The 17,101-nt window shown below is 33.1% G+C and carries 18 protein-coding genes and 2 pseudogenes; all 20 read left to right on the plus strand.

Going from position 1 to position 17,101, the window contains the following annotated elements; all coding sequences use genetic code 11:
• The first annotated feature begins 16 nt into the window (after nt 1-16).
• The 20 genes and pseudogenes from HMPREF2574_RS03425 to HMPREF2574_RS10655 all read left to right on the plus strand — a co-directional run bounded on the left by HMPREF2574_RS03425 (nt 17) and on the right by HMPREF2574_RS10655 (nt 17,068).
• Nucleotides 17-1,258, plus strand: a complete 1,242-nt coding sequence (locus HMPREF2574_RS03425) for a recombinase family protein (protein ID WP_024052970.1) — start codon at nt 17-19, stop codon at nt 1,256-1,258.
• Nucleotides 1,221-2,513, plus strand: a complete 1,293-nt coding sequence (locus tag HMPREF2574_RS03430) for a recombinase family protein (RefSeq protein WP_024052971.1) — start codon at nt 1,221-1,223, stop codon at nt 2,511-2,513. The genes HMPREF2574_RS03425 and HMPREF2574_RS03430 overlap by 38 nt, the downstream gene beginning before the upstream one ends.
• A gap of 81 nt (nt 2,514-2,594) precedes the next feature.
• Nucleotides 2,595-4,331: a hypothetical protein gene (locus tag HMPREF2574_RS03435; RefSeq protein WP_042754178.1), complete on the plus strand. Its 1,737-nt coding sequence runs from the start codon at nt 2,595-2,597 to the stop codon at nt 4,329-4,331.
• Between the two features lie 540 nt (nt 4,332-4,871).
• Entirely contained in the window at nt 4,872-5,153 is a 282-nt protein-coding gene (locus HMPREF2574_RS03440) for a CD1845 family protein (RefSeq protein ID WP_001267198.1), read from the plus strand.
• Nucleotides 5,154-5,243: 90 nt separating this feature from the next.
• Nucleotides 5,244-6,014: a replication initiator protein A gene (locus HMPREF2574_RS03445; protein ID WP_000344984.1), complete on the plus strand. Its 771-nt coding sequence runs from the start codon at nt 5,244-5,246 to the stop codon at nt 6,012-6,014.
• A complete protein-coding gene (locus HMPREF2574_RS03450) occupies nt 6,011-6,862 on the plus strand; it encodes an ATP-binding protein (RefSeq protein ID WP_007894699.1) in 852 nt (283 codons plus the stop codon). Before HMPREF2574_RS03445 ends, HMPREF2574_RS03450 begins: the two co-directional genes overlap by 4 nt.
• Nucleotides 6,859-7,344: a PcfB family protein gene (locus HMPREF2574_RS03455; RefSeq protein ID WP_000606558.1), complete on the plus strand. Its 486-nt coding sequence runs from the start codon at nt 6,859-6,861 to the stop codon at nt 7,342-7,344. The genes HMPREF2574_RS03450 and HMPREF2574_RS03455 overlap by 4 nt, the downstream gene beginning before the upstream one ends.
• Nucleotides 7,341-9,125, plus strand: coding sequence for a VirD4-like conjugal transfer protein, CD1115 family (locus HMPREF2574_RS03460; protein WP_070812189.1), 1,785 nt, complete (start codon nt 7,341-7,343; stop codon nt 9,123-9,125). The genes HMPREF2574_RS03455 and HMPREF2574_RS03460 overlap by 4 nt, the downstream gene beginning before the upstream one ends.
• Before the next feature lie 164 nt (nt 9,126-9,289).
• The gene (locus HMPREF2574_RS03465) at nt 9,290-9,601 is read left to right on the plus strand and encodes a hypothetical protein (RefSeq protein WP_007894841.1); all 312 of its coding nucleotides are present in this window, start codon (nt 9,290-9,292) and stop codon (nt 9,599-9,601) included.
• 3 nt (nt 9,602-9,604) lie between these two features.
• Nucleotides 9,605-9,757: pseudogene (locus HMPREF2574_RS03470) on the plus strand (Maff2 family mobile element protein); the annotation flags it as partial.
• A 123-nt stretch (nt 9,758-9,880) separates the two neighbouring features.
• Nucleotides 9,881-10,099 (plus strand): helix-turn-helix domain-containing protein, encoded by a 219-nt coding sequence (locus tag HMPREF2574_RS03475; RefSeq protein WP_004825248.1) that lies wholly within the window; start codon nt 9,881-9,883, stop codon nt 10,097-10,099.
• A 780-nt stretch (nt 10,100-10,879) separates the two neighbouring features.
• Nucleotides 10,880-11,131, plus strand: a complete 252-nt coding sequence (locus HMPREF2574_RS11030; RefSeq protein ID WP_204964914.1) for an N-6 DNA methylase — start codon at nt 10,880-10,882, stop codon at nt 11,129-11,131.
• Between the two features lie 12 nt (nt 11,132-11,143).
• Nucleotides 11,144-12,093, plus strand: a pseudogene (locus HMPREF2574_RS10835) (IS3 family transposase); the annotation flags it as partial.
• Nucleotides 12,094-12,491: 398 nt separating this feature from the next.
• The gene (locus HMPREF2574_RS03490; RefSeq protein ID WP_000700631.1) at nt 12,492-12,971 is read left to right on the plus strand and encodes a Csac_0668 family 2Fe-2S cluster-binding (seleno)protein; all 480 of its coding nucleotides are present in this window, start codon (nt 12,492-12,494) and stop codon (nt 12,969-12,971) included.
• Between the two features lie 475 nt (nt 12,972-13,446).
• The gene (locus HMPREF2574_RS11100) at nt 13,447-13,500 is read left to right on the plus strand and encodes an erythromycin resistance leader peptide (protein ID WP_350225099.1); all 54 of its coding nucleotides are present in this window, start codon (nt 13,447-13,449) and stop codon (nt 13,498-13,500) included.
• Between the two features lie 57 nt (nt 13,501-13,557).
• On the plus strand, nt 13,558-14,289 hold the full coding sequence (gene erm(A) / locus HMPREF2574_RS03495) for a 23S rRNA (adenine(2058)-N(6))-methyltransferase Erm(A) (protein ID WP_000810833.1): 732 nt from the start codon (nt 13,558-13,560) through the stop codon (nt 14,287-14,289).
• A 216-nt stretch (nt 14,290-14,505) separates the two neighbouring features.
• Nucleotides 14,506-15,030, plus strand: a complete 525-nt coding sequence (locus HMPREF2574_RS03500; RefSeq protein WP_001176020.1) for a phosphotransferase — start codon at nt 14,506-14,508, stop codon at nt 15,028-15,030.
• A 45-nt stretch (nt 15,031-15,075) separates the two neighbouring features.
• Entirely contained in the window at nt 15,076-15,465 is a 390-nt protein-coding gene (locus tag HMPREF2574_RS03505; RefSeq protein ID WP_001041172.1) for a hypothetical protein, read from the plus strand.
• 201 nt (nt 15,466-15,666) lie between these two features.
• Nucleotides 15,667-16,572 carry an HsdM family class I SAM-dependent methyltransferase gene (locus HMPREF2574_RS03510; protein WP_207778512.1) on the plus strand — a complete coding sequence of 302 codons (906 nt, stop codon included), beginning with the start codon at nt 15,667-15,669 and terminating at the stop codon, nt 16,570-16,572.
• The gene (locus HMPREF2574_RS10655) at nt 16,553-17,068 is read left to right on the plus strand and encodes a restriction endonuclease subunit S (protein ID WP_070584756.1); all 516 of its coding nucleotides are present in this window, start codon (nt 16,553-16,555) and stop codon (nt 17,066-17,068) included. The genes HMPREF2574_RS03510 and HMPREF2574_RS10655 overlap by 20 nt, the downstream gene beginning before the upstream one ends.
• The last annotated feature ends 33 nt before the right edge of the window (nt 17,069-17,101 follow it).

Here is a 17,101-nt window from a genome sequence, read left to right on the forward strand (position 1 = left end):
ATAGGAAGGAGAGTAAATGTCCGTAAAGAAGATTAGAGTCAATAGACAAAAACATAGGAAGAGGGTCTGTGCCTACATTCGAGTTTCGACGACTAATGGAAGTCAGTTAGATTCGTTAGAAAATCAGAAGCAGTATTTTGAAAACCTGTATTCCAATAGAGACGATATTGATTTTATGGGTGTTTATCAAGACAGAGGTATATCTGGTTCTAAGGATAAACGTCCAGATTTTCAAGCTATGATTGAAGAATGTCGTAAAGGCAAGATTGATGTTATTCATACCAAGTCAATTGCTCGCTTTGCCAGAAACACGGTTACAGTTCTTGAAATTAGTCGTGAACTGAAGGCGATAGGAGTAGACATATTCTTCGAGGAACAAAACATTCATACCCTTTCAAGTGAAGGGGAAGTGATGCTTTCAGTATTAGCGAGTATCGCGGAGGACGAATTGAGGAGTATGAGTGGAAATCAACGTTGGGCATTTCAAAAGAAATTCCAACGAGGAGAGCTGGTCATTAACACCAAGCGATTCTTAGGATACGATGTTGACGAAAACGGTGAGTTGATTATCAATCCAGAAGAAGCTTTGATAGTCAGGCAAATATTTGCACTTTACCTTGAAGGGTATGGTACTCATCGTATTGCCAAACTGTTAAATGAAAAGGGCGTTGCAACGGTCACAGGTGCTAAATGGCATGATACCACGATCCGTCAAATGTTAAGCAATGAAAAATACAAAGGTTCAGTCTTACTGCAGAAGTATTTCCATGATGGTGTGAATGGTCCTAAAAAATTGAACCAAGGCGAACTTGAACAATACTTGATTGAAGATAATCATGAAGCCATTATTTCAAAAGAAGATTGGCAAGCAGTTCAGGACAAATTAAATAGTAGAAGATGGCAACAAGGTAGAAACAAAACCTATAAATTTACAGGTTTGTTAAAATGTCAGCATTGTGGTTCAACATTAAAGAGACAAGTTTCTTATAAGAAAAAAATTGTTTGGTGCTGTTCCAAGTATATAAAAGAGGGAAAAGTAGCTTGTCGAGGGATGCGAGTGCCAGAAGTAGACATTCCAAATTGGGAGATAACCTCACCAATTACAGTATTAGAAAGGGATAGAAATGGGGAAAAGTATTACAGTTATTCCGGCCAAGAAAGTGAAGACCAGCGTTCTTCATCAGGTCAGGAAGAAAATCAAGGTAGCCGCATATTGTCGAGTGTCCACCGACCAAGAAGAACAGCTATCAAGTTATGAAAACCAAGTTAATTATTACCGAGATTATATCTCCAAACACGAGGACTATGAGTTAGTTGACATCTATGCGGATGAGGGCATCTCAGCAACCAATACCAAAAAACGTGATGCTTTTAACCGGTTGATACAAGATTGTAGGGCTGGTAAGGTGGATAGGATTTTGGTCAAGTCGATCAGTCGATTTGCCAGAAACACCCTTGATTGTATCAAATACGTCCGAGAGCTGAAAGAACTTGGTGTTGGTGTGACTTTTGAGAAAGAGAATATAGACAGCCTGGATTCCAAAGGTGAAGTTCTCCTTACAATCCTTTCTTCCTTAGCACAGGATGAGTCACGCTCTATCTCAGAGAATGCGACGTGGGGAATTCGTAAGAAGTTTGAACGTGGTGAGGTGCGCGTGAATACCACTAAGTTCATGGGTTATGACAAGGATGAAAATGGTAGGCTTATCATTAACCCAGGGCAAGCAGAAACAGTAAAATTCATTTATGAGAAATTCTTAGAGGGGTATAGTCCTGAGTCCATAGCTAAATATTTGAATGACAATGAAATACCTGGTTGGACAGGAAAGGCAAATTGGTATCCTAGTGCTATACAGAAAATGCTTCAAAATGAAAAGTACAAAGGTGATGCCTTATTACAAAAGACTTTTACCGTTGATTTTCTGACTAAGAAACGAGTTCAAAATGATGGTCAAGTCAACCAATACTATGTAGAAAATAGTCATGAAGCTATTATTGACAAAGACACTTGGGAATTAGTACAGTTGGAATTGGCAAGGAGGAAAGACTTTCGAGAAGAACATCAACTGAAAGCTTACATCATCCAAAATGACGATAATCCTTTTACAACTAAGGTGTTCTGTAAAGCCTGTGGTTCAGCTTTTGGTCGAAAGAACTGGACCACAAGTCGAGGTAAACGAAAGGTTTGGCAATGTAACAATCGATATAGGGTCAAAGGACAGATTGGCTGTCAGAATAACCATATTGATGAAGAAACGCTAGAGAAAGCCGTAGTAATGGCTGTAGAACTATTGAGTGAGAACGTGGATCTATTGCATGGAAAGTGGAATAAGATCCTGGAAGAAAATCGTCCACTAGAAAAGCATTATTGTACGAAGTTGGCTGAAATGATAAACAAGCCTTTATGGGAATTCGATTCGTATGAGATGTGTCAGGTTTTGGACAGTATTACAATCTCAGAAGATGGGCAGATAAGTGCAAAATTCTTAGAGGGGACTGAGGTAGATTTGTAAGTGACTGTGGCCGAAAGGTTGCAGTTTTTTTCGTTTTTAGTGGTATAATAGCCGTATAAATCATAATTGATGGTGAATTACATGGAAAATAATTTGAATTTCGATATTTACGAGCATCACTTTGGAGCATTATATTATCACATAAAATCTTTGATTGGGGAATCCCCTATCTATGATGAAACTATTGATGAGGAAGATTTAATATTTCTTCCCTCGAAGCATCTATTTGATATTGGAAATGTAGAATTTAATAGGTTCAAAGCTCAAGAATCAGAGTACCGTTCTTGGATTGAAATATATATCTTTAAAATCATCAAAAATATTTTAGAGCGAAAATCAATCTTCTTTGAGGAACATTATTATGGAGATGGAACTGAGGCATACTCCATGTTGCTTTGCCCTAATGGCATACGAGTTGAAGTATTTTTTCTTTATGATATTTCATATGAAAGTGCTAGCAATACGGATTATGATAAAATTTCAAAATCTCTTCATGCTAAGGCTGATAATGTTGATGAAATCCATATATTTATTTTACGTGATGCAATACATTTTGTGGACTTAGCTAACTTGGTGAATGGGAATAGTGAGTTAAATCAAAATGGTTTAGTAAAAGTCTTCCCAATAAAATCATTCTTTTTACAGTATTTTGATGAAGCAGAATATAATTCTTTTATCAGTTTCGCAAGAGAGTTTCATGAACGAATCATGAGTGAAATAACTTATAAAACGGTAATTATCCCAAGTAAAAATACATTATCAGCTTTTCGAACAAAAAAGTCCGAAATGTTACAAACTATGGATTATAAAGCAATATTCGACTATGGTAAATCAGGATTCCTTACAAATGAAGATTTTTTGAAAGTTGAAGGGAAGTTTTTAGAGAATAAGATGTATCTCGCAATGACTGGCAAAAATGATTTTTCAGAGAGTTTCATCAGTGCTGAATGGTTATTTGATATTTATAGCCATTCGATGGGTGAGTTAGAATTAACAGGTATAATATCAGGGTATCTAAAGTCAATAGAACAATTAATGTATAAGATAGTTCAACTTAATATTGATAAGGGATTTTCTATAAGATCAAACAGACAAAACGGAAACCGAAGGATTCAATATACTAAAGACAATGCTGAAATGATTGATGGTACGTTAGGGTCATTGAATGAATTCATTACCTCGAAAGAAGCAAAATTAGCTTTATCAGCAAAAGTCAGAGGCTGTATGAATCATGCAATTTCACAATGGACAAGATATCAACGAAATGGGTATTTTCATAAACATAATCTATATAAACAGGATAATAAAATCGATGAGATAAGATCGTTAACACTATTTTTATACTTTATCATATTAGGCGGGTTGGAGTTTTCAAGTATACAACTGAAGGAGTTGGGAATACATGATGAAGAGGTAATAGTGAAAGAAAAGTTTAACATTGACTCAGTGTATATAAATTTCAAAAATTGGTTTAATAAAGCTTTAAAGTTTGATTTACCAATTGAAATTCCAGGTCTAGTGTTCATGGTAAGTTCTCATAATGGGGAGTGGCAACTTAATGCATATTTGCTCAAAGTTTTTGATAGAAAAAAATATATCTCCAAAAAATATCAACTATTAAATGGAGAATATTTGGAATTGAGTCACTTATATAATGTGCAATCTTTATATTTGTGTGCTGCAGATATTGCTGAACTACAAGTAGTCGATTTGGTTGAGAAATTATTGGATATTTACAAAGCTGAACATAAGATTTTAATGAATAAAATAAGTGGGATTGTCCTATATTGTCGGAAAATTGAAAAACTAGTTCATTAAAAAAAGACAAAGTCAGTATAGACTTTGTCTAGAGTTGAGCCTTATCGTTTAAACATTTGGATGATATCCTTGACAGCATATATGATGTCACGAACACTACGAGTAGTATTCTGTATGTCCTTGACGATATTAAGGATGTCCTGGTCACTTAAATTCTTCATGGAATTATTCTCCTTTCGAATAAGATAAAGAGAACATCGATACTCAACAGGAACATTATAATATTTTTTTATCTAAATAACAATAGATTTAAGAGCAGTAATGATTACGTTTCATAGTGTAATTTAAATTTTACCTTGGTCATTTCGTTCCATAATATGGGTAAGACCTATCACCACATGTGGAGTGCATAGCGTTGATACAAAGAGTGAAATCGTGAAAATCCTGCATTTTAAGCAGTTTTACAAACATTATGTATTTGTAGAAGACGGAGAGGGAGGACGAAAAAAAGTCTTAAAAAATTATATGGATGTGAATGTTTGCATTGATATGGTGTGTGGAGATACAAAGAATGTTTTTGAAAGTGAGGAATAAGAAATTATGAGATGGATAATAAAAATAATCTTATTCCCAATTAGCTTGGTGTTAAGTATCCTCACAGCATTTCTGACATTTCTACTTGGTATCGGAACAGCCCTACTATATTTGCTGATGATGTTTTGTATATTTGGAGCAATTGCATCTTTTCTGCAAAAAGAAGTTACCATCGGAATAGAAGCATTGATTATTGGATTCTTAGTTAGTCCATACGGAATACCGATGGTTGGTGCAACTGTTATAGCTTTTTTACAAGGTATCAATGAGGCAATAAAATCAATCTAAAAAATTTCATAAAAATGGTTACCAAAGGCGATAGATGAAAAAACTATCGTCTTTTTCTTTGCAAATTTTTAAGGAGGGAGGTGATCTTGCATGGACTTTGACTATTTCTATAACAGAGAAGCAGAGCGATTTAACTTTCTGAAAGTGCCTGAAATATTAGTAGACGGAGAAGAATTTAAGGGACTGTCTGCTGAAGCCATTATCCTATACTCCATGCTTTTGAAACGCACAGGAATGTCCTTTAAGAATAACTGGGTGGACAAGGAAGGCAGAGTATTTATCTATTTTACTGTTGAAGAAATTATGAGAAGAAGAAATATCTCAAAGCCTACTGCCATAAAAACATTGGACGAGTTAGACAGCAAAAAAGGAATAGGACTGATTGAAAGAGTAAGGCTTGGACTTGGTAAGCCGAATGTCATTTATGTTAAAGATTTTATGAGCATAATAGCGGTAAAAGAAAATGACTTTCAGAAGTCAAAAAACTTAACTTCAGAAGTAAAAGATTTTAACCTCAGAAGTAAAGAAAATGAACTTCAGGAAGTTCAAAATGTTGACTCTAACTATATAGAGAATAATAAGAGTAAGTATAGTAAGAGAGAATATAGTTTTGGGGAAAACGGACTTGGAACATTTCAAAATGTTTTTTTAAAGAATGAGGATATAGGCGAATTACAAATAAAAATGGCAGGAGAGCTTGATAACTACATTGAGAGATTATCAACCTATCTTCAAAGTACTGGAAAGACATATAAAGACCATAAAGCAACAATTCTTTCTTGGTTTTATAAAGATCAGGGAAGTAAGAAAAAAACCAATATCCCTACATGGGAGGAATATAACAAGGGAGTACATTTATGATTAAAGAATTAGAGAAAGTGATGATAGAAGATGTGGAATACAGCTTCAATCCTGAAAAAGAATACATCAAAGACGGACACGCCTACTGTAAAGTGTGCCATGAAAGAAAAGATGGAAAAGCATTAGAATTTTTTGGAAAGCAGATGATATTTAAGACAGCTTGTAAATGCGATAGAGATAGAGAAGCAAAAGAAAAAGAAAGACAAAAGCAGCTTGAAATCGAGAGATTAAAAAGTATCTGCTTCACATCCATGATTCAATGGGCATATACATTTGAAAACTATCAGGGAAAAGAAAATCAGAGTCTTATCATCGCAAAGAATTTTGTAAAAGATTACGAACTGATGAAAAAAGAAAACATCGGACTCTTGTTTTATGGTTCGGTGGGTAGCGGAAAGACCTATCTTGCCTGCTCTATTGCCAATGCACTGATTGAACAGTATCAGATAAGCGTCAAGATTAGAAACTTTTCACAAATAATCAACGAACTTCAAAAAGGCGGATTTGACCTTGATAAAAACGCATATATCGAATCCCTTGTAAACACTTCCGTTCTCATCTTAGATGATTTAGGAATTGAAAGGGATACAAGCTATGCCAAAGAGCAGGTATATAACATTGTGAATAACAGGTACTTAAAGCATAAGCCAACAATCTTTACCACAAATCTTTCATACAGCCAAATTGAAAACTGTACGGAGAGTGTGGAATACCAAAGAATTTACTCAAGAATTATCGAGATGTGTATTCCTGTGATGGTACTTGGAGAAGATTACAGAAAAGTTATTCAGGAAGAAAAATTAAAGAGGAATAAAGAAAGATTACTGACTGGAGGTGAGAGAACTTGATCAATGAAGAAATCGCAAGAAAAACGCTTAACATGGAAGTGAAAGCTGCTAAAGTAACAGGAAAGCTAATTCTGAACTTATTAAAGAAACTGATGAAAGAGGCTGAAAAACTTGGAGGACTGGAAAAGCTGGTTAATGCTAACGGAAATGAAGTAAAGCTCAAAGATATGGTTAAAAAGGGACAGCTTGAAGAAATTCCGGTAGAAGAAGCAGAGCTGAAGGAACTGAAAAAGGAACTTAATCGGTATGGGGTAAAGTTTTCGGTGATGAAAGATAAAGAAAGCGGTAAATACTCCGTATTCTTTCAGGCAAAAGACATGAAAGTCATGGATAAAGCCTTCAAACACGCTCTTGCAGAATCAGAAAAGAAAACGGAAAGAAAAGAATCTATCCACAAGAATATTGAGAAGTTCAAGGAGATGGCAAAGAACACTGTTTCTAAAGATAAAGTTAAGAATAAACAAAAGGAGCAGAGCCTATGATAGATAAGATACTAAAAGACATCAAAGGCTTATTTAAGGTGCAAGATAAGGCAAAGTTGCTAAAGCAGAATATTCCCTATCTTGCATTTTTCTATGTTGGCAATATCTTTTCTCATCATGTAAGAGCCTATACTGGTGGAGATGTGATAGACAAAATCTTTCAAGGAATATTAGAACTTAATACCATGAGCTTTATTCCAAGTATTCATCCTTCTGACATTTTAATGGGCGTGGGAGCGGCAGCTCTAATTAAATTTATTGTCTATACCAAAGGGAAAAATGCAAAAAAGTTTAGGCAGGGGAAAGAGTATGGTTCAGCAAGATGGGGAACGAGAAAAGATATAGAGCCGTATGTGGATGAAAAGTTCCAAAACAATATCTTGCTTACTCAAACAGAGCGATTAACCATGAATGGCAGACCGGCAAATCCAAAGTATGCAAGAAATAAGAATGTACTTGTTATTGGTGGTTCTGGCTCCGGAAAGACGAGATTTTATGTAAAGCCAAACCTAATGCAAATGCACTCGTCATATTGTGTTACAGATCCAAAAGGCACAATAGTCATTGAGTGTGGCAAGATGCTTGAAGATAATGGCTATGAGATAAAAATCTTAAATACCATCAACTTCAAAAAGAGTATGAAGTACAATCCATTTGCTTACATCAGAAGTGAAAAAGACATACTGAAACTGGTGCAGACAATTATTGCGAACACTAAGGGAGAGGGAGAAAAAGCAGGAGAAGATTTTTGGGTGAAAGCCGAAAAGCTCTACTATACAGCTCTTATCGGATATATCTTCTATGAAGCTCCAAGAGAAGAAAAGAACTTTGCGACACTACTGGATATGATAGATGCTTCAGAAGTCAGGGAAGATGATGAAACATACATGAATCCCATTGATAGGCTATTTGAAGCATTGGAAAAGAAAGAGCCTACACACTTTGCAGTTAAGCAATATAAAAAGTATAAACTTGCTGCTGGAAAAACAGCAAAGTCTATTCTTATTTCATGTGGTGCAAGGCTTGCTCCTTTTGATATTCAAGAGCTTAGGGACTTGATGAAAGAAGATGAACTTGAGCTTGATACACTTGGAGATAGAAAGACAGCACTCTTTGTTATTATCTCTGATACAGATGATACTTTTAACTTTGTGGTGTCTATAATGTACTCACAGCTATTTAACTTACTTTGCGATAAGGCAGATGACGAGTACGGGGGAAGATTACCTGTTCATGTAAGGTGCTTGCTTGACGAATTTGCCAATATCGGCTTAATTCCGAAGTTTGAGAAGTTAATAGCGACAATCCGTTCAAGAGAAATTTCAGCAAGTATTATCTTGCAGGCACAATCTCAGCTAAAGGCAATCTACAAGGACAATGCAGATACGATTGTAGGTAACTGTGATAGTACGCTATTCTTGGGTGGAAAGGAGAAAACAACTCTAAAAGAGCTATCTGAAACATTGGGAAAAGAAACCATAGACCTGTATAACACATCGGAAACACGCTCCAATGCCAATAGTTATGGATTGAATTATCAAAAGACAGGTAAGGAACTGATGAGTCAAGATGAGATAACGGTTATGGATGGCAGTAAATGTATCTTTCAGCTTAGAGGTGTCAGACCGTTTTTGTCAGACAAATTCGATATTACAAAGCATAAGAATTACAAGTTACTTGAAGATTTTAATAAGAAAAATGCCTTTGATATTGAGGAATATATCAAGCGAAAAGGGAAAGCAAAATTAAATAGAGAAACGGTTATTACAAGAGTGCAGTAAGTCTAACGAACATAGATTTGCTGCTTTTTTATTACTCAAAATCAGGAGGAAAGATGGTAAGGATAAGAAGTCCCACTAAGGAAAACTAAATAGCAAGAGTATCAGCGATTGGAAAAGAAAAACTCCGATCGCTTTTTTATTGAAAAGAAAAGGAGAAATTTTTAATGAAGCAAGAAATGATTAACATCAATGCCAATTTATTGGCAGAACCAACTTTTTCGAGTTTTGACAAAGAGGGAGAAGCTGTTGAAGTTGTAAACTTTACGCTTGTAAAAAAGTATGGGAAAGGCAAGGAATATATCAACTGTGCCGCTTATGGAGAAAAAGCGGAGAAAGCAAAAGTCTTTGAAAAGGGCGATTTGATTCATATCTTTGGTTACTTCAAGAAGCGTGAAAAAGACGGAAAGACTTACAAAAACTTTGTTGTGAAGTCATACAACAAGATTGAAAAGAAAGAAGAAAACGAGGAGGAATAAATTATGGAATTTTTTACACAGGCAGTAAATGTATTAAAGATTTTAGTTATGGCAGTAGGTGCAGGACTTGGAGCATGGGGCGTTATTAACCTGATGGAAGGTTATGGTAATGACAATCCGGGTGCAAAATCTCAGGGCATTAAGCAATTTATGGCAAAATAAGGACGGAATAACACAACAAATTCTCTAAAACAAAACACTAAATCAATGTAAGATTGAATGAAATCAATATTTATGCTATAATTAAATAAATCTAATGAACAGAAAAAGAGGGATATTATGGCACTTAACTATAAACCATTATGGATACAGTTAGCAAAAAAAGGTTTAAAGAAAACTGATGTAATAGCTATGGCAGGACTTACAACAAATGTTATGGCACAAATGGGCAAGGATAAACCAATTACATTTAAGAATTTAGAAAGAATATGTAAGGCTCTATCTTGCACCCCTAATGATATTATTAGTTTTGAAGACAATTTTAGTGAAGAGGATTAGAAAATGAGTTTAAGGACAGAAGATCAAGTCAGGGATTATGCGAAATTAGTATTAGGCTTTGATGAAGCTGAAGAAAATGTTGATCAAGGGACTGGTCAAATAACTACTTTTAATCAATTAGGGTTTAAAGGATATTCAGATAAGCCAGATGGTTGGTATTTACCTAAAAACATGAATGATGTAGCAATAATCCTTGAAACAAAATCAGAAGAAAGAGATATTAGCAAACAAATTTTTATTGATGAGCTAATGAAAAATATAGACATAATTTCAAGCAAATATAAAAAAACTGTTGGAATTTTGTACAATGGCAAAGAAATCGCTATATATAAAAACAAGGAACTCATAAGAGTAGCTAATAAACTTCAACACAAGCAATACTATATTGATTTGTTTAAAGAAAATTATATAGATAAAAACAAAATTTTCACTCTAACAAAAAGAATAAATGATTTACTACACTTTAAATTCGGAATTAAGAATTTATATCATAGAATGATATTTACAGCTTCAGCCTTGGTAGTAGAAAGGTTTGGCGGCAATCTTGAAGCAATAAAAGATAATGGATATGAACCATTTAGAAATAAAATATATGATACTTTAGCAAAATCACTTCAAGATCATAGAAAACAAAATCTTAAAATAGATATTTTGCTTGAGGTGTACAGTGAAATAAAAATGAACATTGTAGAAAATCAAGATGATATAAATACATTTATTGACTGTATCATAGAAATCGCAGAGTCCATAAACTCAGATAACTGGAACGGCGAAGATGTAATGGGCATTTTCTTTAATGAATTTAATAGATACAAGAAAAAGTCTGAAAGTGGTCAAGTATTTACCCCAGAGCATATCACTTCATTTATGTACGATTTACTAGAGATAACTTATAACGACCGTTTACTTGACGCTACTTGCGGGTTTCGTGTCATAATAGTGATAGAGGCAAATAGTTATGTAAATATAAAGAGTTCAAGACTTCTACCAAAGTTTAAAACTCAAAAAATAAATAGTTGGTGTGCTGCTTAGAGTAACCATTTTGATAATGTGGATGCGAAACAAAAAGAGATAATCAGACTTCGTAAAAAATTGAAACAGGTTGAAATGGAGAATGATATTTTAAAGCAAGCTGCACTACTGTTAGGCAAAAAATAGACCTCATTATCTCGAACCGAGATAAATATAACATTAGTGCAATGTGTAGACTACTTGGGGTCACAAGAAGTTTAGTCTATTATCATTTGAACAAAGAAAAAGATGTGAAATTAGATGAAGATGAAAAACTAATAGAAGAAATAAAAGAAATATTCAGAAGAAGTAGAAACAACTATGGAACACGCAAAATAAAAAAAGAACTAGGGAAAATTGGATATAAAATATCGAGAAGAAAAATAGGCCGAATAATGAAGAAAAATGGCCTAATCTCAAACTATACAGTAGCACAATATAAAGTAATAAGATCCAAATGCAACGAAGAAGACATCCCTAACCTTTTAAATAGATAATTTGACAATAGAGACTATTTAGAAGCAATAGTAAGCGACCTAACATATGTAAGAGTAGGAAAAACATGGAATTATATATGTTTAATAATAGACTTAAACAGCCGTGAAATAATAGGATACTCATCAGGTAAAAACAAAGATGCAAATCTAGTAGCAGAAGCATTTTACTCAATAAGGCAGCCACTAAATCGTATAAAAATATTTCACACAGACAGAGGAAGAGAATTTAAAAATATAAAAATAGAAGAAATATTAAAGGTATTTGGGATAAAAAGATCGCTAAGTAAAAAAGGAAGCCCATATGATAACGCAGTAAGCGAAGCAGTCAATAAAGTAATGAAGACAGAATTCATATATCAGGAGAACTTTACTAATTTCCAAGAACTTAATCTAAAATTAGCAGAATACGTATATTGGTATAATAACCTAAGAATTCATGGATCTTTAGGATATAAAACACCAGTAGAATATAGAAAAGCAGAATAAAAAGCTCTGGAAGTTTCATAAATTAAATAAAATATATGAACAGACTGTCAAGGGCAAATTTCAACGAAATTTGGGCGAAGCCTTTACCCTTGATTGTCTGAGAATATATTTTATAATCTAAAGAAACTTTCAAGCTTGATAATGTTCGGTTATAAATTGTCTAAAAAAGGGTTGCCATTCCATGTATTTGGGTTCATTAGAAGAATGCCGAGCAATGGGTAACATGACGCTGATGTGTTTATACACAAAAAAGCTACACGTGCGTTGGCTGACAACAGGGAGCTAAGTAAATTAACACCAGCTAAAATGTTTGACGCTATTAATAAATGACAAGTATATGAAATTGGTTTTACCTAGTTTAAAAAAGAAATTATAATGAAAATATGGAGGCTAAGAATATGAAGATTAATAATGAATGTTGTTGTGGATGCAAAACAGAAAAGCCGGATCAAATTAAAGACAATTGTCCTGTATGTAATAATGAAGGGATTTCCGTTAGTAAAGTAACTGTTGAACATCTAGTGGTAGATGATTATCGTAATGCTGTTAACGGAGATCAATATAAGATTTGCATGAACGAGGACTGCGACGTTGTTTACTATAACTTAGATAATGAAATAAAATTCTTGAAAGACCAAGTTAGAGTTCCTATCTGGTTTAAGAAAGATGCAGATCCTAAGTATGCTTGTTATTGTAGCGAAGTCACAGAAAATCAGGTAATTGAAGCAGTTGTAAAGCATGGCGCGAAATCCGTAAAAGAAGTAAATGCCATCACTGGGGCAATGAAAAATTCTAATTGTAAAGAAAACAATCCGTTGGGAGTTTGTTGTCATAAGATTATTCAGGAAGCTATCGATAAAGGCTTGAAAATGAAATAATTACAGTCGATATGTTCTACAAACGAGAGCCAATCTTTGATATGTTTCCATCTACGAGCGTGGATATGTTCCCCATAACCTTAGGGGTTGAGAATGCAGTTTTGATAGCTATCAAGGCAACTCGACACACGTTGAAGCAGCAATTCTGATGACGTATTGTGGTTTGGACAAGGAATAATAGGAGTCAACCACAACATGTAGTGGTTTGAGTACGAAAATTGGGTCAAAAACAGGCTAAAAAATACCGTTTTTTGACCCTTTTAAATAGGGCATTTGACAGATGACATTTGATGTTTCGGGATTAAAAATCCATAGGGTGAGGTAGATTAGCACAGAACTTTATTGAATAGAGAAATTAAAAGTGATATAATCAGTTGCATAAGGAGGAGTTAAATATGTGTACATGTATTGCAGTAGTAGATATTACTTTATCTCATTTATAATGAAAAAAATTAAAGGAGGTAAAGGTATGGGTATGTTTTCTATATTTGTTAATGAGAGATTTCATTATCAACCAAACCAAAAATAATTGGTTATAATGAGCTCTTAAGATTAGTTCATTATAACCGGCAAGGAGAAGGTTATAATGAAACAGAAAAACCCGAAAAATACGCAAAATTTCATTACATCTAAAAAGCATGTAAAGGAAATATTAAAATATACGAATATCAATAAACAAGATAAAATAATAGAAATTGGGTCAGGAAAAGGACATTTTACCAAGGAACTTGTGGAAATGAGTCAACGGGTGAATGCTATAGAGATTGATGAAGGTTTATGTCATGCCACGAAAAAAGCAGTTGAACCTTTTCAGAATATAAAAGTTATTCATGAGGATATTTTGAAGTTTAGCTTTCCTAAAAATACAGACTATAAAATATTTGGTAATATTCCCTACAATATTAGTACTGATATTGTAAAAAAGATTGCTTTTGATAGTCAAGCGAAATATAGCTACCTTATTGTAGAGAGGGGATTTGCTAAAAGGTTGCAAAATACCCAACGAGCTTTAGGTTTGCTGTTAATGGTGGAAATGGATATAAAAATTCTTAAAAAAGTGCCACGAGCATATTTTCACCCTAAGCCTAATGTAGATTCTGTATTGATTGTACTTGAAAGGCATAAACCATTTATTTTAAAGAAGGACTACAAAAAGTATAGATTTTTCGTTTATAAATGGGTAAACAGGGAATATCATGTTCTTTTTACTAAAAATCAATTAAGACAGGTGCTGAAGCATGCGAATGTTACTGATCTTGATAAATTATCCAATGAACAATTTTTGTCTGTTTTCAATAGTTACAAATTATTTCAATAAATTAAAAATAATTAAGCGTTCTCTAACTTTAAGAGAACGCTTAATCTTATTACATTGAAAAATGCATTCTATTATTTTCAATTATTATGATATAACATAATTATCATTTTACTTATTTGCATATTTGCACGAAAATATAGTTATCGACGACTATTCTGATAATAGCAACTAATATAGTCAATGATAACTCAAAATTTATTGATATAGTAGGTATATGTGCAACTAATTAGGGAAGATTTTAGCTTGCCATTTCTGAAACAGCTAAAACAAGTATTGCGTAAAGAATGCGCCAGTCTTCCCATGGACTTAAAATGCTTGCTTGGGGCACACATAAAACCCCTTGAACAATCTATTGACAGAGTTGAAGGACTGTCGGAGATTCTAAGACGAAGTAATCCTAAAATGGCCCTATGCCATACAGATATTCATAATTGGAACTTGATGCAACGGGATGAGCAGTTAGTTCTAATTGACTGGGAAGGCTTGAAATTGGCTCCAGTAAAAGCTGATCTCATGTTTTTTGTTGATAAGCCATATTATGATGTATTTATGAACATATACCTGAAATTACACAAAGATTTTTTAATCAATACGGATGCTTTGTTATTCTATCATATTAGACGTAAACTAGAAGATATATGGGAGTTTATTGAACAACTTTTATATGACAATCAAGAGGATAAGGAAAGAAATGAAACTATAAAAGTTCTTGATGGTGAACTGAATAACTTAGTGTTTTGAAAAAAGAATAACGTATTATTAAGCTAAATAATATTGGAGAAGAAAATGAATAAACAAGAATTATATCAAATTGCTTTCAGTATAATTAATCATAAAAAGTTACGGAACTTTGGAACTTCAGGGCATGTTGAGACGGTAGCTCTGTTGTCCAAACTAAATACAGAACATCATTTAGATATAGAAATAGGGGAAGATGAATTATCTGAAATTGACTTTTCAAAAGACGCAACTTATGGAGAAATTAAAAAGTATGTGTTAGATAAATACGTACTAAAAGTTTCAAGCCTATATATTGCACAAATAAAAAGGAAACATGGTCTAATAGAGAGAGAAAATTATAATTTTAGTAAGAAAGAAAATCAAAGAGTGCCAAATTGCCCAGAAGAAAAAGAAAAAGCAATCGAAGATGCTTTAGAGCATTTTGGAATGATTTAAATAATATCTAAGATTGAAAATTTTAAAATTAAGACTTAAAAACTTTAAGATTAAAAAGATATGTACTTCTTATATAACCTAAGAAGATTAATTGAAAATCAGGGGAACGATGATGGTAAAATAAAAAATTTTAACAACTAAAGAAGAATTAGGCATTATTGCCAAAGAGGTTTTTATGAAGTTAAAAATACTGAAAAAGACTTGTTAGAATTGAAAATTTTAGATCATTGTGCAGGCAGCGGAGCGTTTTTAGTAAAAGCAATGGCAAATATGATAAAAGAAGTTGGTGGAGTAAATACAAAAGAAGCAGAAGATATAAAACAAAATAAACTTTATGGTATCGAGTTTGATAGAGAAATTTTCGCCCTAGCTTGTGCTAATATGCTTATTCACAAAGATGGCAAGACAAATTTGGAACAATTTGATACAAGGGAAAAAGAAGCTTGTAAATGGATCAAATCTAAAAACATAACAAAAGTATTGATGAATCCACCATATGAGAGAAAATATGGTTGCAAAAAAATAGTTACAAATGTATTGGATAATGTACCTGCTGGTATTAAATGTGCATTTATTTTACCAGATAAGAAACTAGAAAAAGATAGAATGCACTCATTACTGAAAAAACACACTCTTGATATGATTATAAAATTACCAGAAAAACTTTTTGATGCAGGAGTAACAACAAGTGTATTTGTTTTTGAAACTGGAAAACCACAAAAAGATAAAAAAATATTTGCTTGCTATATGGAAGATGATGGACTTGAAAGAGTTAAAAATCAAGGTAGGCATGATATAAAAAATAAGTGGAAAGAAATAGAAAAATATTGGCTAGAAGTTGCAAGAACAAAAGTAGATACAAAATATAACACACACCAATGGATAGATTCAAAAGAATATTTATCATATCAAAAACCACAGAAACCTTTTGAAATATATGAAGAAGATTTTAAAAAGACCATTATAGACTTTATACTCTTTGAAGAAAAAATTGACGTAAAAGAATTTAATGAAAAACTTTTAAATCAAGTTTTGTATAAATCAGAATATAAAGATGGTAAACTCATGCTAGATGTAGGTGGAGAAAATGAAGAAAATAAAGATTGATGATTGGAAACCTTTTGAAATAGAGAAGTTATTTACTGTAAAAAGACCTAAATCAAGAAGTGTAAAAAAATATAATGAGGGAGAGATACCTTTTGTATCTTCTGGAAATTATAATAATGGTGTCGATAGTTACAGAGAGCCTATTGATGATGAAGATTTAGATAAAGGAAATTGTATAACAGTAAGTCCAGTTGATGGTAGTACATTTTACCAACCAAAAGATTTTTTGGGAAGAGGTGGTGGAGGGTCATCAATAATGCTTTTATATAATGACAATCTAAATAAATTTAACGGGTTATTTATTGCTTCTGTAATAAGAGAAAGTTTAAAGATAAAGTACCAATATAACGATATGGGATCTAGTGATAGTATAAAAAAAGAAAATATACTTTTACCAGCATTAGACGATGAAACACCAGATTGGAATTTCATGGAAGAAGCAATGAAAAGGCTTGAAACCAGAGAGAGAGTACAAGCAATCTTACAAGCTATTTAAATAATGCAAAATTAAATAAGGTTGATACTTCAA

Source organism: Streptococcus sp. HMSC034E12 (genome assembly GCF_001835915.1).
Lineage (GTDB): Bacteria > Bacillota > Bacilli > Lactobacillales > Streptococcaceae > Streptococcus > Streptococcus vaginalis.